Annotated in this window: 18 protein-coding genes and 1 riboswitch; of the genes, 16 read left to right on the top strand and 2 right to left on the bottom strand. The window is 66.2% G+C overall.

All coding sequences use genetic code 11. From position 1 onward, the window contains the following. The first annotated feature begins 45 nt into the window (after window positions 1–45). The 4 genes from WKW82_RS10845 (at window position 46) to WKW82_RS10860 (ending at window position 4,278) form a co-directional block, all read left to right on the top strand. The gene (locus WKW82_RS10845; RefSeq protein WP_340342296.1) at window positions 46–744 is read left to right on the top strand and encodes an HAD family hydrolase; all 699 of its coding nucleotides are present in this window, start codon (window positions 46–48) and stop codon (window positions 742–744) included. Window positions 745–894: 150 nt separating this feature from the next. Continuing rightward, a riboswitch (TPP riboswitch) is annotated at window positions 895–1,003 on the top strand. Window positions 1,004–1,080: 77 nt separating this feature from the next. Continuing rightward, complete coding sequence (gene thiC, locus WKW82_RS10850) at window positions 1,081–2,976, top strand: phosphomethylpyrimidine synthase ThiC (RefSeq protein WP_340342297.1); 1,896 nt, start codon at window positions 1,081–1,083, stop codon at window positions 2,974–2,976. Between the two features lie 82 nt (window positions 2,977–3,058). After that, window positions 3,059–3,739: a glutathione S-transferase family protein gene (locus WKW82_RS10855; protein ID WP_340342298.1), complete on the top strand. Its 681-nt coding sequence runs from the start codon at window positions 3,059–3,061 to the stop codon at window positions 3,737–3,739. An 11-nt stretch (window positions 3,740–3,750) separates the two neighbouring features. Next, entirely contained in the window at window positions 3,751–4,278 is a 528-nt protein-coding gene (locus tag WKW82_RS10860) for a CinA family protein (protein WP_340342299.1), read from the top strand. 170 nt (window positions 4,279–4,448) lie between these two features. Here the strand turns inward: WKW82_RS10860 and WKW82_RS10865 are convergent, their stop codons facing one another. Further along, entirely contained in the window at window positions 4,449–4,706 is a 258-nt protein-coding gene (locus WKW82_RS10865) for a hypothetical protein (protein ID WP_340342300.1), read from the bottom strand. A 530-nt stretch (window positions 4,707–5,236) separates the two neighbouring features. Here WKW82_RS10865 and WKW82_RS10870 point away from each other — a divergent pair. Beyond that, window positions 5,237–5,914: a hypothetical protein gene (locus WKW82_RS10870; RefSeq protein WP_340342301.1), complete on the top strand. Its 678-nt coding sequence runs from the start codon at window positions 5,237–5,239 to the stop codon at window positions 5,912–5,914. A 16-nt stretch (window positions 5,915–5,930) separates the two neighbouring features. Here WKW82_RS10870 and WKW82_RS10875 read toward each other — a convergent pair whose 3' ends face one another. Then, window positions 5,931–6,968: an AraC family transcriptional regulator gene (locus tag WKW82_RS10875; RefSeq protein WP_340342302.1), complete on the bottom strand. Its 1,038-nt coding sequence runs from the start codon at window positions 6,966–6,968 to the stop codon at window positions 5,931–5,933. A 132-nt stretch (window positions 6,969–7,100) separates the two neighbouring features. On the opposite strand from WKW82_RS10875, the gene WKW82_RS10880 reads away from it, so the two are divergent. The 11 genes from WKW82_RS10880 (at window position 7,101) to WKW82_RS10930 (ending at window position 18,269) form a co-directional block, all read left to right on the top strand. Then, entirely contained in the window at window positions 7,101–8,273 is a 1,173-nt protein-coding gene (locus WKW82_RS10880; protein WP_340342303.1) for an isovaleryl-CoA dehydrogenase, read from the top strand. An 11-nt stretch (window positions 8,274–8,284) separates the two neighbouring features. Next, window positions 8,285–8,710: a PaaI family thioesterase gene (locus tag WKW82_RS10885; protein WP_340342304.1), complete on the top strand. Its 426-nt coding sequence runs from the start codon at window positions 8,285–8,287 to the stop codon at window positions 8,708–8,710. Between the two features lie 25 nt (window positions 8,711–8,735). After that, window positions 8,736–10,415, top strand: coding sequence for an AMP-binding protein (locus tag WKW82_RS10890; protein WP_340342305.1), 1,680 nt, complete (start codon window positions 8,736–8,738; stop codon window positions 10,413–10,415). Beyond that, window positions 10,412–10,582, top strand: a complete 171-nt coding sequence (locus WKW82_RS10895; RefSeq protein WP_340342306.1) for a hypothetical protein — start codon at window positions 10,412–10,414, stop codon at window positions 10,580–10,582. Before WKW82_RS10890 ends, WKW82_RS10895 begins: the two co-directional genes overlap by 4 nt. A gap of 2 nt (window positions 10,583–10,584) precedes the next feature. After that, on the top strand, window positions 10,585–12,207 hold the full coding sequence (locus WKW82_RS10900; RefSeq protein WP_340342307.1) for a carboxyl transferase domain-containing protein: 1,623 nt from the start codon (window positions 10,585–10,587) through the stop codon (window positions 12,205–12,207). Between the two features lie 22 nt (window positions 12,208–12,229). Next, the gene (locus WKW82_RS10905) at window positions 12,230–12,739 is read left to right on the top strand and encodes a DinB family protein (protein WP_340342308.1); all 510 of its coding nucleotides are present in this window, start codon (window positions 12,230–12,232) and stop codon (window positions 12,737–12,739) included. Next, window positions 12,739–13,542 carry an enoyl-CoA hydratase/isomerase family protein gene (locus WKW82_RS10910; RefSeq protein ID WP_340342309.1) on the top strand — a complete coding sequence of 268 codons (804 nt, stop codon included), beginning with the start codon at window positions 12,739–12,741 and terminating at the stop codon, window positions 13,540–13,542. The genes WKW82_RS10905 and WKW82_RS10910 overlap by 1 nt, the downstream gene beginning before the upstream one ends. Then, entirely contained in the window at window positions 13,539–14,210 is a 672-nt protein-coding gene (locus tag WKW82_RS10915; RefSeq protein ID WP_340342310.1) for a DUF4126 domain-containing protein, read from the top strand. Before WKW82_RS10910 ends, WKW82_RS10915 begins: the two co-directional genes overlap by 4 nt. Then, entirely contained in the window at window positions 14,203–16,203 is a 2,001-nt protein-coding gene (locus tag WKW82_RS10920; RefSeq protein WP_340342311.1) for an acetyl/propionyl/methylcrotonyl-CoA carboxylase subunit alpha, read from the top strand. Before WKW82_RS10915 ends, WKW82_RS10920 begins: the two co-directional genes overlap by 8 nt. Before the next feature lie 17 nt (window positions 16,204–16,220). Further along, window positions 16,221–17,162: a 2-hydroxyacid dehydrogenase gene (locus tag WKW82_RS10925; RefSeq protein WP_340342312.1), complete on the top strand. Its 942-nt coding sequence runs from the start codon at window positions 16,221–16,223 to the stop codon at window positions 17,160–17,162. A 186-nt stretch (window positions 17,163–17,348) separates the two neighbouring features. Then, window positions 17,349–18,269, top strand: a complete 921-nt coding sequence (locus tag WKW82_RS10930) for a hydroxymethylglutaryl-CoA lyase (RefSeq protein ID WP_340342313.1) — start codon at window positions 17,349–17,351, stop codon at window positions 18,267–18,269. The last annotated feature ends 38 nt before the right edge of the window (window positions 18,270–18,307 follow it).

The raw sequence follows: 18,307 nt of genomic DNA on the forward strand, positions 1-18,307 counted from the left end.
CTCGAATCCTGACCCTGCGCGCGACAGCGTTGCTACGATCGACGCATGCCCCATCTCCCCTTTGACGCCGTGCTGTTCGACTGCGACGGCGTGTTGGTCGACTCCGAACCCATCACCAACACCGTGCTGCGCGACATGCTCGAAGAGCTGGGCTGGCCGCTCACGCTCGAGGAGTGCATGAACACCTTCGTCGGCAAGGCCGTGAAGGACGAAGCCGCGACCATCCTGCAGCACACCGGTTTTGCCATCACGCCCGAATGGCTGAAGGGCTTCCAGGCGCGTCGCAACGAAGCGCTGGACCGCGACCTGGTCGAGGTGCCCGGCGCGCCCGTCGCGGTGCGCGCGATCCATGCGGCGCTGCAGGGTCGCATCGCCTGTGCCTCGGGCGCCGACCGTGGCAAGGTGCAGTTGCAACTGGCCAAGGTCGGGTTGCTCGACGCCTTCGACGGGCGGATCTTCAGCGGGCACGAGACACCGCGCAGCAAGCCTTTCCCCGACGTGTACCTGGCGGCAGCCGCCGCGCTGGGCGTCGACCCCGCGCGATGCGCCGTGATCGAAGACACGGTGACGGGCGCCATGGCCGGCATCGCCGCTGGCGCGACGGTGTTCGGCTACAGCCCCGGCGGCCTCAGCCACAGCAGCGCGGCGGCCCTGCGCGCGCTGGGGGTGCGTGAGGTGTTCATCGACATGGCCCAGTTGCCTGCCTTGCTGGCGGGGTGGTGCACCGAGGCCGTGTCCCGCTGACCACGCAGCGCCGCGGCCGCCTGGCCTGCCGGTACTGATGCGATCGCTTGGCGGTGGAACGCTGCCCTGGGGACTGCGCAACGTGCACACGTCCTGACACAACTCCAGGGCTTGTCGAGGCTGCTTCGTCCGCATCGCGCCCCTAGAATCCGCTTCGCTCCGGGGTGCACGCATCAGCGTGCTGAGATGGTCGTCAGGCGACCGAACCCGCGAACTTGAACCGGTTAGTACCGGCGGAAGAAGAGCTGCAGTTTGATTCGTTTCCGGTGGTCCGTCGTGGCCTCCGGGCTTGTCGGGCGATTGCGGAGCACCCTCACAACCCATGGAGTGCCCCACATGAATGCTGTCGACAAGTTTGCCTCGCTGCTCACACTGACGCGCGAGCCCTTTCCCGCTTCCACCAAGTCCGCCATCATTGGCAGCCGGCCCGATCTGCGTGTGCCCGTGCGCGACGTTGCGCTGACCAACGGCGAGTGCGTGTCGCTCTACGACACCTCGGGGCCGTACACCGATGCTTCGGTTGACATCGACGTGCGGCAGGGGCTGCCCAGCGTGCGTGCCGCGTGGATCGCCGAGCGAAGTGATACCGAGCGGTATGAAGGCCGGATTCGCGCGGCGCTCGACGACGGCGTGAAGCACGAGGAACGCATGTCCGACAAGGAGGGCGAGCGCATCGCACAACTGCGTGCCGAGGCCTCTGCCCTGCAACGCACGCCGCGCCGCGCCCGCAGCGGCGCCAACGTCACGCAGATGCACTACGCACGCCGCGGCATCGTCACGCCCGAGATGGAATACGTCGCGCTGCGCGAGAACGGCAAGCGCGAGTGGATGGCCGAGTACCTCGACAACGACGAGCGCGCCAAGCGTGTCGCCGGCAACCCGATGGGCGCACGCATCCCGCAGATCATCACGCCGGAATTCGTGCGCGACGAGGTGGCGCGCGGCCGCGCGATCATCCCGGCCAACATCAACCACCCGGAGGTCGAGCCGATGGCGATCGGGCGCAACTTCCGGGTCAAGATCAACGCCAACATCGGCAACTCGGCCGTCACGTCGAGCATCGAGGAAGAGGTCGAGAAGCTGGTGTGGGCGATCCGCTGGGGCGCGGACAACGTGATGGACCTGTCCACCGGCAAGAACATCCACACCACGCGCGACTGGATCGTGCGCAACTCGCCGGTGCCGATCGGCACGGTGCCGATCTACCAGGCTCTGGAGAAGGTCGGCGGCGTGGCGGAAGACCTGACCTGGGCCATCTACCGCGACACGCTGATCGAGCAGGCGGAGCAGGGCGTCGACTACTTCACCATCCATGCCGGACTGCGCCTGCCCTTCATCCACCTGACTGCGAACCGCATGACGGGCATCGTGTCGCGCGGCGGCTCGATCATGGCCAAGTGGTGCATCGCGCATCACAAGGAGAGCTTCCTCTACACGCACTTCGAGGACATCTGCGACATCATGAAGGCCTACGACGTGAGCTTCTCGCTCGGCGACGGCCTCCGTCCGGGCTCGGGCGCCGATGCCAACGACGAGGCCCAGTTCGCCGAACTGCGCACGCTCGGCGAGCTCACGAAGGTCGCCTGGAAGCACGACGTGCAGACCATGATCGAAGGCCCGGGCCATGTGCCGATGCACATGATCCAGGCCAACATGGACGAGCAGTTGAAGACCTGCCACGAGGCGCCGTTCTACACGCTCGGCCCGCTGACCATCGACATCGCGCCGGGCTACGACCACATCGCGAGCGCGATCGGCGCGGCGATGATCGGCTGGGCCGGCACCGCGATGCTCTGCTACGTCACGCCCAAGGAACACCTGGGCCTGCCGGACCGCGACGACGTGAAGCAGGGGATCATTGCGTACAAGATCGCAGCGCATGCGGCCGACGTGGCCAAGGGCCATCCGGGTGCGCGCTCGCGCGACGATGCGCTCTCCAAGGCACGCTTCGAGTTCCGCTGGCAGGACCAGTTCAACCTCGGCCTCGACCCCGACACGGCGCGTGACTTCCATGACGAGACGCTGCCCAAGGACGCGAGCAAGACGGCGCACTTCTGCTCGATGTGCGGCCCCAAGTTCTGCTCGATGAAGATCACGCAGGAGGTGCGCGAGTACGCGGCTGCGAAGGGCCTGGCGGAGGATGCGGCGCTGGCGCAAGGGATGAGCGCGAAGTCGGCCGAGTTCAAGGCCGGCGGCGGCGAGTTCTACATCCCGATCCAGCCAACGGCCTGACAGCCTGTCGCCAGGCGCAGCATCGGAACCCCGTGCTTGCACGGGGTTACCTCCGAGCCGTCGCTGCGCCTAGACTGGGGCGATGATCATCCTTCACCATTGCCTCAGCGCCCGTTCGTTCCGCCCGCTCTGGACACTCGAGGAACTCGGCGCGCCCTACGAACTGCGCATGCTGCCCTTTCCGCCGCGGGTGTTCGCCAAAGAGTACCTGGCCCTCAACCCGCTCGGCACGATTCCCTTGCTGGAAGACGGCGCCACGCGCATGACCGAGTCGGCGGCGATCTGCCAGTACCTCTCCGTGCGTTGCGATCCGGACAACCGCACCGGCATGCAGGTGCGCGCCGATGAGCCGGCCTACGGTGCCTGGCTCAACTGGCTGCACCACGGCGAAGCGACGTTGACCTTCCCGCAGACCATCGTGCTGCGCTACCGCTACTTCGAACCCGCCGAACGCAAGCTGCCGCAAGCGGCGGACGACTATGCCAAGTGGTTCATTTCGCGGCTGCGCGGCATCGATGCGGCGCTTGCCGGCAACGACTGGTTGTGCGCCGGTCGTTTCACCGCCGCCGACGTGTCGGTCGGCTACGCCCTGTTGCTGGCCAGCCAGATCGACCTGGTGAAGCGCTTTCCGCCCAACGTGGCGGCCTATTGGGAAAGGCTGCAGCAACGCGACGGCTACAAGCGCGCGATGGTCGCTCAGCATGACGCTGCCGTTGCGCAGGGCGTTTCGCCGGACTCTTCTGCATCGTTGCAACCGAGCTGAGATTGCCGCGCATGCCAGGGCCTGGCGCCGCCGAACTTCCGTCCCTCGTGGAACTGGCCGCGCGCGTGGGCGCTGCGCTGCGCGAGCGTGGCGAGCGGGTTGCGGTGGCGGAATCGTCGGCCGGCGGCCTCGTGTCGGCCGCATTGCTGGCGGTGCCGGGTGCCTCGGCCTACTTCCTCGGCGGCGCGGTCGTTTACTCGCGGCGCGCCGGCCGCAACATGCTTGGCGTGACCGCCGAAGACATGGCCGGCATGCGCGCGGAGACCGAGCCCTACGCCACCTTCATCGCCGGCCGGATGCGCGACAGGCTGCATGCGACCTGGGGCATCGCTGAAAGCGGTGCCGCCGGTCCGATGGGCAGCCCCTACGGCGACGCGCCGGGCCATGTGTGCGTGGCGGTCGTCGGTGCGTCCGCCGCGCACGTCAGGACCATCGAGACCGGGGACACGAACCGCGCTGCCAACATGGATGTATTCGCGCGGCAGTTGCTACTGCTGTTCGCCGAAGTGCTGCGGGAGCCGGCGCTGCGAGACGGCTGACAGGGTGAACTCAGATCAGTTTTCCATGACGCTAATCGCGTGACCCACGACGCATGAAACCAGTGCGAGCAATGCCTGTTCGTGGGCCCCCGCGGAACCGGCTTGCCGGGCCGCTGGGTGCGCCCCCTTGAGGGGGTGCGCCGCAGGCGCTGCGGGGGTGGGCTTTCCTCTCAGGCGTTCAGGAATTCCTCCTGCCATTCGCCGACGTCCGCGCCGGGGTCGGAAATGGGATGCAGCTTGTCGCTGCGGCAAAAGTAGGTCCAGCCTTCGAAGGCCACGTCGTAGTAGGTGCCGGGCAGGTAGCTCAGGTCCGGCGCCTCGTAGGGTGCCGACACCACCTCGACGATGCGCCCGACCGCGCCGCGGGTGGCGGGGCTGGCTTCGCAGCTGCTGTCGACATAGCACAGCGTGCCGATACGGATGGTCATCGCGAATCCTCCTTGGGAGAAATGACGGTGAAGAGCCCCCAGGGCCGGGCCATGCCCAGCCCGCCCCCCGCGGGGGATTGAGTCGAGATGGCAAAGCCACATCGAGTCAAGAGCATTCCAACCCCGTGGCCGGGGCAGGCGTTCGCAGAGAAACGGACTCAACGAGTTTTGTTTCTCAAGAGCATTCCAACCCCGTGGCCGGGGCAGGCGTTCGCAGAGAAACGGACTCAACGAGTTTTGTTTCTCAAGAGAGAAACGGACTCAACGAGTTTTGTTTCTCAAGAGGACCATTGTGCGGTGGGCGGCGCAGGCGTGCGAGCCTGCGCTAAAGTGACCGCTGTCGGTCTGCGGCCATACAAGGGGAAGACAGTGCCGGTGATGCAAGCTCACGTGCCAGAGCGTGCAATGCGCCAGAGTGCGCAGGCGCGACGCCTGCGGGATGTTTCGTGCGTGCAGCAACGCAGTCGTTCCATTTTCAATCAACCACGCGGCGCAGGCCGCCGCCTCGCGGACGCAAGTCCGTCCATCCCATGATCCATTTCCTCAAGATCCGCTGGCCCCGGCTGGTGACGGTGCTGTTGGCGTCCGCGCTCAGTGCGTGCGCCGTGCAAGTGGCGCGTGACGCGAACCCGGAAGACGATCCGAACAATGGCGTGGTGGTCTTTTCGGTCTCTCACGACCGGGAGAGTGGCTCGCGGGCCAAGGCGATCGTGTACCTGGACGAGGGCACGCTCAGCACCGCCGGCAGCGCAGCGCTCCAATCGTCCAACTATCCCATTCCCGGCGGCAACGATTTCGAGGAAGTCCAGGGGCGGCTGTACGTCCTCTCGCTCCCCGCCGGCGACCATCAATTCTCAAGTTGGGTGATTGCCGACAGTGGAACGGGCCAGCGCATTGTTCCGGGCAAGGGTGCGCAAGTACTGCGATTCCGTGTGGACGGCGGAAAGATCAAGTACCTCGGCAACCTGCATGCCAGCGTCGAGAGCGGACGCGGCGATGTCGCCGGCGCGTCGAAGGCCGTCAACGGCGCGATCGAGGTGAAAGACGAGCAGGAGCGGGATGGCAAGGTGCTGCTGGAGAAGTACCCGCAGTACGCCGGCAAGGTTGGCAAGGACCTGCTCCGCATGGGGCCGTGGGTCGGAGCCGAACCACCCAAGTCGAGCTTCGACATGCCGATGTTCATGCCGCCGTTCCGCTTCCTCAAATAGCCGCCGACGCGCCGCGCTATTCACCCGCCCCCGCCGAGCGGCGTCGCAGCGCACCCGGCGATTCGCCCGTCCATTCGCGGAAGGCGCGTGAGAAGCTCTTTTCGTTGCGAAAGCCCACGGCCAGCGCCACCTGCTTGATGGGCCGCGTGCTACGCAGCAACTGGTCGATGGCCTGCTCCTTGCGCACTTCGTCCTTCAGCGCTTGCAGCGACACGCCTTCCTCGTGCAATTGCCGGTGCAGCGTGCGCGTGGAGATGTGGAGCAGGGTGGCCAGTGCCTCGGCATGGACCACTTCGGCAGGGCGGGAGCGCATCAGCTCGCGCACGCGCTGGCCGAGCAATCGGTCGCGCCGGTACTGCAGCACGGTAAGTGGAAGGGCGCGTCTGAGCATGGTACGCAAGGCGCGTTCGTCGCGCTGCAGCGGCAGGGCCAGGTAGCGCGCATCGAAGCTGTAGCTGGCGTGGGCTGCGCCGAAGCAAAGCTCGCCGCTGAACATGAGCGGGTAGGCATCGCGGTGCGGCGGCGCGTCGAAGGGAAAGCCGGCCTCGCGCAGCGTGATGCGCGAATCGATGGCCCAGCAGGCGTAGCCGTGCAGGAAGCGCAGGTTCGACACCAGGCAGAACTCGCGGAAGTCGCCGAGGTCGCGCTGCTCGGTGATCGTCACGGTGGCGATGCCGCCCGCCACCTGCAGGTCGAGCAGGATGTCGTCGGTCAGCAGGCGATGGTGGCGGCACCAGCGCTTGATGGCGACGCCCAGGTCCGGCGAGCCGAGCGAGGCCCGGCACAGCATGCCGTAGCTGCCCCAGGGCAGCTTGCGCGAGAACCAGCCGAGCGCCTCGTCGTCGAGCTCCTGCATGGCATGGGCATTGAGCGCCTCGAACTGCGCGGCGGTGACGCGAGACTGCGGCTTGTTCACCTCGCGCGGCGCAATCTGTGCCTGTCGCAGTGCCTCTGCCGGGTCCATTCCGTAGCGCTTGTAGCCCAACACGATCGCTCGCACGAAGGCCATCGGCGTGGCCGCGCGGCCGGCGGGAAGGAGCTGTGAGGACGACATGCGGCTTGGCGAATCAGGTGGCGCAATTTGCAACCATTGTGGCGCCAATTGCGACGGTGCAGGGCGTAAGCTGCGATTCTTGGCGCGCCAATCCGCGGCGCGAGCCACACCCCCCTGAGGAGACAAGAACCCATGCACGATCCCGGCCTGAACTTCGACCTGGGCGACACCATCGACTCGCTGCGCGACGCGATCCAGGACTTTGCCGCCAACGAGATCGCACCCCGTGCGGCCGACATCGACCGCGACAACCTGTTCCCCAAGGACCTGTGGAAGAAGCTCGGCGACCTCGGCCTGCATGGCATGACGGTGAAAGAGGAATACGGCGGCACGGAACTGGGCTACCTCGCGCACATCGTCGCGATGGAAGAAGTCTCGCGGGCTTCGGCTTCAGTGGGCCTGTCATACGGCGCGCACTCCAACCTGTGCGTGAACCAGATCCACCGCAACGGCACCAATGCGCAGAAGAAGAAATACCTGCCCGGGCTGGTGAGCGGCGAGCATGTCGGCGCACTGGCCATGAGCGAGCCGAACGCCGGCTCCGACGTCGTGAGCATGAAGCTCAAGGCCGAGAAGAAGGAAGGCTACTTCGTGCTCAACGGCGGCAAGATGTGGATCACCAACGGCGGCGACGCCGACACGCTGGTCATCTATGCCAAGACCGAACCCGAGATGGGCGCGCGCGGCATGACCGCCTTCATCGTCGAGAAGAACTTCAAGGGCTTCAGCGCCGGCACCAAGCTCGACAAGCTGGGCATGCGCGGCAGCAACACCTACCCGCTCTTCTTCGACAACTGCGAAGTGCCCGAAGAGAACGTGCTCGGCGGCGAGGGTCAAGGCGCGAAGGTGCTGATGAGCGGCCTCGACTACGAGCGTGCCGTGCTCTCCGGCGGCCCGCTCGGCATCATGGCCGCCTGCATGGACGCGGTGCTGCCGTACATCCACGAGCGCAAGCAGTTCGGCCAGAGCATCGGCGAATTCCAGCTGATGCAAGGCAAGCTGGCCGACATGTACTCGACCTGGCAAGCCACGCGTGCGTATGTCTACGCCGTCGGCAAGGCCTGCGACCGCAACGACCATGCGCGCACCTTCCGCAAGGACGCGGCCGGCGCCATCCTCTACTCGGCCGAGAAGGCGACCTGGATGGCCGGCGAGGCGATCCAGACACTGGGCGGCGTGGGCTACACCAAGGACTTCCCGGTGGAGCGCCTGTGGCGCGATGCCAAGCTGTACGAGATCGGCGCGGGCACGAGCGAAGTGCGGCGCATGCTGATCGGGCGCGAACTGTTCGCCGAGACGGCTTGAGGGCACGCCGCATGGTGACCGATGAACTTCGCCAGCGCATTGCAGCCAGCTTCGATGCCCAGGGCCTGATGTCGACCCTGGGTGCGCAACTGGCCCGGGTGGCGGACGGCGAGGTGGACATCGAACTGCCCTTCGCCGGAGGGCTGTCGCAACAGCATGGCTTTGTCCATGCAGGCGCCATCACCAGTGTGGTGGACAGCGCCTGCGGCTATGCGGCGCTGACCCGGTCGCCGCCGGACTGCGGCATCGTCACGGCGGAGTTCAAGGTGAACTTTTTGCGACCCGCCATCGGCCAGCGCTTCCTGGCGCGGGGCAAGGTGCAGAACGCGGGCAAGCTCATGACGGTCTGCACCGGCGAGGTCCTCGCCTTCAACGGCGAAGACGCCGGCAAGGTGGTGGCGCTGATGCAGGCCACCATGGTCAACGTGCGCCAATGACGACATTGCACGAGGAGACAAACGAATGAGCGATATCGCGATCACGACGACGGGCAGCATCGCCCATGGCGCCACCGACGTGCCATTGATCGAACAGACCATCGGCGACTTCTTCGACGACATGGTCGCGAAGCAGCCCGGGCGCGAGGCGCTGGTGAGCCGCCACGAAGGCAAGCGCTTCACCTACCTTGAATTGCAGACCGAATCGAACCGGCTCGCGAGCGCCCTGTTGAACCTGGGCCTGAAGCCCGGCGACCGCATCGGCATCTGGTCGCACAACAACGCACCGTGGGTGCTGATGCAAATCGCCACCGCCAAGGTCGGGCTGATCCTGGTCAACATCAACCCGGCGTACCGCACTTCGGAAGTCGAATACGCGCTCAACAAGGTCGGCTGCAAGGCGCTGGTGTCGATGTCGCAGTTCAAGACCAGCGACTACCTGGGCATGCTGCGCGAACTCGGGCCAGCCAAGCTGCCGACCTTGCAGCACATCGTCTGGATCGACAAGCCGGGCGAGGGCGTCAAGGAAGGGATGCAACGCTTCTCCGACCTGCTCGCGAGCGGCGACCCGGCCGATGCGCGCATCGCGCAGATCGGCAAGACATTGAAGGCGAACGACGCGGTCAACATCCAGTTCACCAGCGGCACCACCGGCTTCCCCAAGGGCGCGACGCTGACGCATCGCAACATCCTCAACAACGGCTTCTTCATCGGCGAGTGCATGAAGCTCACGCCGCAGGACCGGCTCTGCATCCCGGTGCCGCTGTACCACTGCTTCGGCATGGTGCTGGGCAACCTGGCCTGCCTCACGCATGGCTCGGCCATCGTGTATCCGAACGACGGCTTCGACCCGATCACCGTGCTGGAAACGGTGCAGGCCGAGAAGTGCACCGGCCTGCATGGCGTGCCGACCATGTTCATCGCCGAGCTGGACCATCCGCGCTTCAAGGAATTCGACCTGTCGACCTTGCGCACCGGCATCATGGCCGGCTCGCCGTGCCCCACCGAGGTGATGAAGCGCGTGGTCGAGCAGATGCACCTGCGCGAGATCACCATCGCCTACGGCATGACCGAGACCAGCCCGGTGAGCTGCCAGAGCTCGACCGACACGCCCCTTGAAAAGCGCGTGTCCACGGTCGGCACGGTGCAACCGCACATCGACATCAAGATCGTCGACCCTTTGACCGGTGCCGTGGTGAAGCGCGGCGAGTCCGGCGAGTTCTGCACGCGCGGCTATTCGGTGATGCTGGGCTACTGGGAAGACGAGGCCAAGACGCGCGAGGCCATCGATGCCGAAGACTGGATGCACACCGGCGACCTGGCCACGATGGACGCCGAGGGTTACGTCAACATCGTCGGCCGGATCAAGGACCTGGTGATCCGCGGCGGCGAGAACATCTATCCGCGCGAGATCGAGGAGTTCCTCTACCGCCACCCCAAGGTGCAGGACGTGCAGGTCGTCGGCTTGCCCGACAAGAAGTACGGCGAGGAACTTTGCGCCTGGATCATCTCCAAGCCGGGCCAGACCGTGAGCGAAGACGAGGTGCGCGACTTCTGCAAGGGCCAGATCGCGCACTACAAGGTGCCGAAGTACATCAAGTTCGTGCCCGAGTTCCCGATGACGGTGACCGGCAAGATCCAGAAGTTCAAGATTCGCGATGCGATGAAGGATGAGCTCGGATTGAACGAGGAGAAGACTGCATGAATGCGGACTTGACCGTACGCGAAGGTCGCGAAGAAACGCGAAGGACGCGAAAAAGACAAAAAGAAGAAAAGGAATCCTTTTCGGTCTTCTTTCCCGTCCTTCGCGAAACTTTCGCGTCCTCTGCGTCCGGTATCCGCATTTCCGACGGCCTTCGCCAAGAACAATAGCCATGACCAAACTCGAATCCAAACTCAACCCCCGCTCGGCCGACTTCCAGGCCAATGCCGCTGCGATGCGCGCTTTGGTCGATGATCTGCACAAGCAGTTCGCCAAGGTCGAGGCCGGCGGTGGCGAGGCCGCGCGGGCCAAGCACACCGCGCGCGGCAAGCTGCTGCCGCGCGACCGCGTGGCCGAGTTGCTGGACCCGGGCACGCCGTTCCTCGAGATCGCGCCGCTGGCTGCGCATGCGATGTACCTCGATGGCAAGGGTGTCGAATCGGCGCCGGGCGCCGGCATCATCGCCGGCATCGGCCGCGTGAGTGGTGTCGACTGCATGATCGTCTGCAACGATGCGACGGTGAAGGGCGGCACCTACTACCCGATGACGGTGAAGAAGCACCTGCGCGCGCAGGAGATCGCCGAGCAAAATCGCCTGCCTTGCATCTACCTGGTCGACTCGGGCGGCGCCAACCTGCCGAACCAGGACGAGGTCTTCCCGGACCGCGAGCACTTCGGCCGCATCTTCTACAATCAGGCGCAGATGAGCGCGCAGGGCATCCCGCAGATCGCGGTGGTCATGGGCTCCTGCACGGCGGGTGGCGCGTATGTGCCGGCGATGAGCGACGAGTCGATCATCGTGAAGAACCAGGGCACGATTTTCCTGGGCGGCCCACCGCTGGTGAAGGCGGCCACGGGTGAAGTCGTCACGGCAGAAGACCTCGGCGGCGGCGACGTGCACACGCGGCTCTCCGGCGTGGTCGACCACCTCGCGCAGAACGACCTGCACGCGCTGGCGCTCGCGCGCTCGGCCATCGCCAACATCAACCGCAAGGACGCGACCGATGCGCCGCATCCCGGCGTGGCCGCGCCGGACTTTCCGCGCGAAGAGTTGTACGGCGTGATTCCGACCGACACGCGCAAGCCCTTCGACGTGCGCGAGATCATCGCCCGCATCGTCGACGCCAGCGAGTTCCACGAGTTCAAGGCGCGCTTCGGTGCCACGCTGGTCTGTGGCTTTGCCGAGATTGAAGGCATGCCAGTCGGGATCGTCGCCAACAACGGCATCCTGTTTTCCGAGTCGGCGCAGAAGGGCGCGCACTTCATCGAACTGTGCTGCCAGCGCAAGATCCCGCTGGTGTTCCTGCAGAACATCACCGGCTTCATGGTCGGCCGGAAGTACGAGAACGAAGGCATCGCCCGCCACGGCGCCAAGATGGTGACGGCGGTGGCCACGGCCAATGTTCCCAAATTCACCATCATCATCGGCGGCAGCTTCGGCGCCGGTAACTACGGCATGTGCGGCCGTGCGTACTCGCCGCGATTCCTCTGGATGTGGCCCAACGCGCGCATCAGCGTGATGGGTGGCGAGCAGGCCGCGAGCGTGCTGGCCACGGTCAAGCGCGACGGCATCGAGCTCAAGGGCGGCCAGTGGAGCGCCGAAGAGGAAGAAGCATTCAAGGCGCCCATCCGCCAGCAATACGAGGACCAGGGCCATCCGTACTACGCCACCGCGCGGTTGTGGGACGACGGCATCATCGATCCGGCCGACACGCGCCGCGTGCTGGCGCTGGGCCTGTCGGCTGCGCACAATGCGCCGATCCCGGAACCGAAGTTCGGCGTGTTCCGCATGTGATGAACCCAACCGGGAGATCGTCATGCAACTCCAGAAGTACTTTGCCTCCCTCGCGCGCTACCACGCGTGGGCGACGGCGCGCCTGCTCGAATCGAACCTGGCGCCCATCAGCGACGACGAGTGGCATCGCCACAGCGGCCTGTACTTCGGCTCGGTGCATCGCACGGTCAACCACCTGCTGGTGACCGACAACATCTGGTACGCGCGCTTCGCCGAGAACCATTCGCTGCGACTGCCGCTCGACACGGAACTGCATGCCGATCGCGCATCGGTGATCGCGGCGCTCAGCGCCGCCGTCGGGCGCTGGACGCCTTGGCTGGCCACGCTCGATGCTTCGCGCTTCGAAGGCGAACTGGTCTACACACGCAACAACGGCGAGACGGTGCACATCCCCTTTGCGCCCGCGCTCGGCCACGCCTTCAACCACGCGACCCATCACCGCGGCCAGCTCTCGGCCGCGCTCACGGCCATGGGCCGCCCCGGACCCGAACTCGATTGGGTCTACCTGCTGCAACAAAAGACACGCGCCTGATGACGACTGCAACACCCACTTCATTCACCACGCTCGAAGTCCAGGCCGAGGGCCCCGTCGCGCGCATCTGGCTCAACCGGCCGGACCTGCGCAATGCCTTCGATGAAGTCGTCATCGCGGAGCTGAGCGCCGCCTTCGCGTTGGTGGCCTCGATGGCGGCGGTGCGCGTGATCGTGCTCGGCGCGCGCGGCCCGGCGTTCTGTGCCGGCGCCAACCTGAATTGGATGCGCCGCGCCGCGGACTTCACGCACGAGCAGAACATTGCCGATGCCGGTGGGCTGGCCCGCATGCTGCGCGCGATCCACGAGTGCCCGAAACCGGTGGTCGCGCGCGTGCAGGGCGACGTGTATGCCGGCGGGATGGGACTGGTCGCGGCCTGCGACATGGCGGTGAGCGTCGACACGGCCTGGTATTGCCTCAGTGAAGTGAAGATCGGCCTCATCCCCGCGACCATCAGTCCGTATGTGCTGCGTGCGATGGGCACACGTGCGGCACAACGCTACTTCCTCACGGCAGAGCGTTTCAGCGCGGCCGAGGCGCATCGCATCGGGCTCGTGCACGAGGTGGTCGGCGCCGATGCACTCGATGCCAAGGTCGATGAGATCGTCAAGGCGCTGTGCAATGCCAGCCCCGCGGCCGTGCGCGCTTGCAAGACGCTGATTGCCGATGTGGCGGGTCGCGAGATCGACGACGCGCTGATCGCGCAGACCGTGGACGGCATTGCCGACATCCGCGCCAGTGATGAGGGTCGCGAGGGCGTGCAGTCCTTCCTGCAAAAGCGCAAACCTTCCTGGTTGGTGTGACATCCCTCGACATGCCCCAACTGCTCGCCCTGGCCGGTGCCATCGGCTGGGCCAGCGGCGTGCGCCTCTACCTGGTGATCCTGCTGGTGGGGTTGGCCGGCTTCTTCGGCTGGATGCCTCTGCCCGGCGGCTTGCAGATGCTGGCCCATCCGGTGGTGCTGGCGGCCAGCGGCTTCATGGTCTTCGTCGAGTTCTTCGCCGACAAGATTCCCGGCCTCGATTCGCTCTGGGACATGGTGCATACCGTGATCCGTGTGCCGGCAGGTGCCGCGTTGGCGGCCGGCGTGTTCGGTGCGGACAACGGGGCGATGGCACTGGTGGCCGCGTTGCTCGGCGGCGGGCTTGCGGCAACGGCGCATACCGCCAAGGCGACCACGCGGGCCGCCATCAACACATCGCCGGAGCCCTTCAGCAATGTGGGCGCCTCGCTGGTGGAAGACAGCATGGTGCCGGCGAGCCTGTGGCTCGCTGTGGCGCACCCGGTGGTGTTCTTCATCGTGTTCGCGATCGTGCTGGTGCTGAGCGTGTGGCTCATCCGCAAGAGCTGGCGCTTCCTGCGCGGGCTCGTGAACCGCGTGCGGAAGATCTTCAGCGGCAAACCCGACCCGGGCGTGACGCCGGCATTCCAACTCAAGAAACCCTCCTCGGAAGACAAGTCCCATGTTTAAGAAGATCCTCATCGCCAACCGTGGAGAGATCGCTTGCCGCGTGGCGGCGACAGCACGCCGCATGGCCATCCGCACCGTGGCCGTGTATTCCGATGCCGATGCGAATGCCAACCATGTGCGCGCCTGTGACGAGTCGGTGTACCTCGGCGGCAGTGCACCGAAGGACAGCTACTTGCGCTGGGAAAAGATCCTCGAGGCCGCCAAGGCGACCGGTGCGGAAGCCATCCACCCAGGCTACGGCTTCCTCAGCGAGAACGAGGAATTCGCACAAGCCTGCGCCGACGCGGGCCTGGTCTTCATCGGCCCGCCGCCGTCGGCCATCAAGGCAATGGGCCTGAAGGCCGAGTCCAAGCAGCTGATGGAAAAGGCCGGCGTACCGCTGGTGCCCGGCTACCACGGCAGCGAGCAGGACCCGGCGCTGCTGCAACGCGAAGCCGATCGCATCGGCTATCCCGTGCTCATCAAGGCCAGTGCCGGCGGTGGTGGCAAGGGCATGCGCGCGGTCGACAAGTCGGAAGACTTCGCCGCCGCGCTCGCTTCCTGCCAGCGCGAGGCCATCAACAGCTTCGGCGACGACGCGGTGTTGATCGAGAAGTACGTTCAGCGTCCGCGCCACATCGAGATTCAGGTGTTCGGCGACACGCATGGCAACTGCGTCTACCTGTTCGAGCGCGATTGCTCGGTACAGCGTCGCCACCAGAAGGTGCTGGAAGAAGCCCCTGCGCCTGGCATGACCGAGGCGATGCGCGCGGAGATGGGCGCGGCGGCGGTGGCGGCGGCCAAGGCGGTGAACTACGTCGGTGCGGGCACGGTGGAATTCATCGTCGAGCAGCGCGACGGTAGCGCCATGAATTTCTTCTTCATGGAGATGAACACGCGCCTGCAGGTCGAGCACCCGGTGACCGAAGCCATCACTGGCTTGGACCTCGTCGAATGGCAATTGCGCGTGGCCTCCGGCGAACCGCTCCCGCTGAAGCAGGAGCAACTCCAGATCCACGGCCATGCGATCGAGGCGCGCATCTGCGCCGAGAACCCCGACAACAACTTCCTGCCCGCCACCGGCACGCTGCACGTCTACCGCAAGCCGCAAGCGACGGCCTTCCAGCGCAGCCGCGTGCGCATCGACGACGGCGTGCGCGAGGGCGGCGAGATCTCGCCGTTCTACGACTCGATGATCGCCAAGCTCATCGTGCACGGCAGCACGCGCGCCGAGGCGCTGGCGCGGCTCGATGCGGCGCTGGCGCAGGTGCACATCGTCGGCGTGTCGACCAACGTGCAGTTCCTGCGCGGCATCATCGCGACCGATTCCTTTGCGAATGCCAACCTCGACACCGCGTTGATCGAGCGCGAGCGCGCCGTGCTGTTCGACCGCGAGCCGCTCGGCCTGCCGCTCGCTGCGGCCGCGGCCATCGCGCGCCAGTGCATCACCGAATGGCCGGCCGCCATGCCCGAGCCCTTCGCGCGGCGCGACGGCTTCCGTGCACTTGGCGAATACAAGCGCCGCTTCGACTTCGAATTCCGCGGCGAGCCTGCGTCTGCGACGCTGACCTACAAGCGCGACGGCAGCTTCGGCCTCGAGGCTGGTGGCGTCTCGGGTCCGCTGGTCGTGGGCCAGTTCCCGTCCGGCGAATTCGAGGTCGAGTTCAACGGCGGTCGCCACACGCTGAACGTCTACGAACGCGACGGCAGCTCGCATGTCTTCGCGGCACAGGGCGCCACGAAGATCCTCGCGGTCGACCGCCTCGCGCATGCCGGCGACACACAGGCTGAAGGCGGCCGCCTCACCGCACCGATGCCGGGCAAGGTCGTCTCCTTCGCAGTCAAGGCCGGCGACAAGGTCAGCAAGGGCCAGCCGCTGGCGGTGATGGAGGCGATGAAGATGGAGCACACCATCGCCGCACCGGCCGACGGCACGGTGGAGGAACTCATGTTCGCGCCGGGCGACCAGGTGGCCGAGGGCAACGAGTTGCTGCGCATCACGGCCGGCGCCTGATTGGGTAAGCTCGATCGATGCGCATCACCGTCTGCCTCACCGACAACAACCGCCCCGAACCTTGGGTCGCCGGCCTGCAAGCCGAACTGCCCGATGCCGACATCTCGCCCTGGTCACCGGGCGACGCGCCGGCCGACCATGCGGTGGTGTGGGCGCCGCCGCAGGAATTCCTCGACGAGCAGCAACAGTTGCGTGGCCTCTTCAACATCGGCGCGGGCGTCGATGCCTTGCTGAAACTCAAGGTGCCGCCGCAGACCCGCATCGTGCGGCTCGACGACGCCGGTATGTCGGTGCAGATGGCCGAGTACGTCTGCCATGCGCTGATCCGCCACTTCCGCGAGTTCGATGTCTACGAGGCCGATGCGCGCGAGGGCCGCTGGAGCTATCGCCGACCACGTGAGCGCAAGGACTTCACCGTAGGCGTGATGGGCCTCGGTGTACTGGGCGAGCGCGTGGGCAAGGCGATCGGGCAGTTCGAGTTTCCGGTGATGGGCTGGAGCCGTTCGCCCAAGCAGATCGACGGCATCCAGTGCTTCTCCGGCGAGGCGGGCTTCGATGATTTCCTGGCCGTGAGCCGCGTGCTGGTCTGCCTGCTGCCGCTCACCGCCGAGACGCGCGGCATCATGTGCCGCGACAACCTCGTGAAGCTCAACGGCGGCAAGCCCGGTGGCTACATCATCAACGTCGCGCGCGGCGCCCATCTGGTGGAGGACGACCTGATTCCGCTGCTCGATGCCGGCCAGCTCGCCGGCGCGACGATCGACGTGTTCACTGCCGAGCCGCTCGCGCCCGCGCATCCCTTCTGGCGCCATCCGAAGATCACCGTCACGCCGCATGCCTCGGCGCGCACGCTGCGCGAGGAATCCATTGCGCAGATCGCCGGCAAGATCCGAGCGCTGGAGGCGGGTGTCCCATTCGACGCGCTGCCGGGCGTGGTCGATCCCGGCCGCGGCTATTAGGCGGGTACGGTGGGCTTGAGCCCTTTTTGCTCACCAAGATCTGTTCAAGATCCCGTTAGACACGCGTCACCGCACATGAGATTTCCTGCCCCTGCGACATTGGCTTTCTTCCATCGCGCACGGCCGCCTTCCGCGTTGCGGGTATGGTGACGCGGGCGAACGCATCCTCTTGAAACGAGACACATCATGAAACTCCCCGCCCACGTCAAGATCGTCGATGTCGGCCCGCGCGACGGCCTGCAGAACGAGAAGCAACCCGTGCCCGCCGAAGTCAAGATCGGCCTGGTGCATCGCCTGCAGGACGCGGGCCTGCGCGAGATCGAGGTGACCAGCTTCGTCAGCCCGAAGTGGGTGCCGCAGATGGCCGACAACGCCGAGGTGATGCATGGCATCACGCGCAAGCCGGGCGTGCGCTACTCGGTGCTCACACCCAACATGAAGGGCTTCGAGGCGGCCATCGCGGCGCCGCGCGATGAATGGCCCGACGAGATCGTGGTGTTCGGCGCGGCGAGCGAGTCCTTCAGCCAGAAGAACATCAACTGCTCCATCGCGGAGAGCATCGAACGCTTTGCACCTGTGGTCGCCGCGGCGCGCGACAAGGGCATCTACGTGCGCGGGGCGATGTCGTGCACGGTGGGGTGTCCGTACGAAGGCGAGATCGCGCCCGAGGCCGTGGGCCGGCTCGCCAAGCTCATGAAGGACATCGGCGTGCAGCACGTCGGCGTGGCCGACACCATCGGCGTCGGCACGCCGGTGAAGGTACAGCGCGCGATCGAGGCCACGCTGGCGCACTACGGCATCGACGACATCTCCGGCCACTACCACGACACCTACGGCCAGGCGCTGGGCAACACGCTCGCCAGCCTGGAGATGGGCGTGTGGCAGTACGACACCTCGTCGGCCGGCCTCGGCGGCTGCCCGTATGCGAAGGGCGCGACCGGCAACGTCGCGACCGAGGACGTGGTCTACATGCTGCAGGGCATGGGCATCGAGACCGGCATCGACCTCGACAAGCTCATCGACGCCGGCGTCTACATCAGCCAGGCGCTGGGCCGCGAGCCGAACTCGCGGGCGTCGAAGGCGATTCGCACGAAGCGTGCTGGGTAAGGGCTGAATGAATGCGGACTTGGTCGTACGCGAAGGAC

The organism is Variovorax rhizosphaerae (assembly GCF_037889975.1).
GTDB lineage: Bacteria > Pseudomonadota > Gammaproteobacteria > Burkholderiales > Burkholderiaceae_C > Variovorax > Variovorax rhizosphaerae.

Bases quoted from the DNA above. Each gene is read 5' to 3' on its own strand.
- WKW82_RS10880 (WP_340342303.1), top strand. From the start codon at position 7,101: ATGCACGATCCCGGCCTGAACTTCGACCTGGGCGACACCATCGACTCG.
- WKW82_RS10900 (WP_340342307.1), top strand. From the start codon at position 10,585: ATGACCAAACTCGAATCCAAACTCAACCCCCGCTCGGCCGACTTCCAG.
- WKW82_RS10925 (WP_340342312.1), top strand. From the start codon at position 16,221: ATGCGCATCACCGTCTGCCTCACCGACAACAACCGCCCCGAACCTTGG.
- WKW82_RS10875 (WP_340342302.1), bottom strand. From the start codon at position 6,968: ATGTCGTCCTCACAGCTCCTTCCCGCCGGCCGCGCGGCCACGCCGATG.
- WKW82_RS10870 (WP_340342301.1), top strand. From the start codon at position 5,237: ATGATCCATTTCCTCAAGATCCGCTGGCCCCGGCTGGTGACGGTGCTG.
- WKW82_RS10845 (WP_340342296.1), top strand. From the start codon at position 46: ATGCCCCATCTCCCCTTTGACGCCGTGCTGTTCGACTGCGACGGCGTG.
- WKW82_RS10865 (WP_340342300.1), bottom strand. From the start codon at position 4,706: ATGACCATCCGTATCGGCACGCTGTGCTATGTCGACAGCAGCTGCGAA.
- WKW82_RS10855 (WP_340342298.1), top strand. From the start codon at position 3,059: ATGATCATCCTTCACCATTGCCTCAGCGCCCGTTCGTTCCGCCCGCTC.
- WKW82_RS10930 (WP_340342313.1), top strand. From the start codon at position 17,349: ATGAAACTCCCCGCCCACGTCAAGATCGTCGATGTCGGCCCGCGCGAC.
- WKW82_RS10910 (WP_340342309.1), top strand. From the start codon at position 12,739: ATGACGACTGCAACACCCACTTCATTCACCACGCTCGAAGTCCAGGCC.
- thiC (WP_340342297.1), top strand. From the start codon at position 1,081: ATGAATGCTGTCGACAAGTTTGCCTCGCTGCTCACACTGACGCGCGAG.
- WKW82_RS10905 (WP_340342308.1), top strand. From the start codon at position 12,230: ATGCAACTCCAGAAGTACTTTGCCTCCCTCGCGCGCTACCACGCGTGG.
- WKW82_RS10920 (WP_340342311.1), top strand. From the start codon at position 14,203: ATGTTTAAGAAGATCCTCATCGCCAACCGTGGAGAGATCGCTTGCCGC.
- WKW82_RS10890 (WP_340342305.1), top strand. From the start codon at position 8,736: ATGAGCGATATCGCGATCACGACGACGGGCAGCATCGCCCATGGCGCC.
- WKW82_RS10895 (WP_340342306.1), top strand. From the start codon at position 10,412: ATGAATGCGGACTTGACCGTACGCGAAGGTCGCGAAGAAACGCGAAGG.
- WKW82_RS10885 (WP_340342304.1), top strand. From the start codon at position 8,285: ATGGTGACCGATGAACTTCGCCAGCGCATTGCAGCCAGCTTCGATGCC.
- WKW82_RS10860 (WP_340342299.1), top strand. From the start codon at position 3,751: ATGCCAGGGCCTGGCGCCGCCGAACTTCCGTCCCTCGTGGAACTGGCC.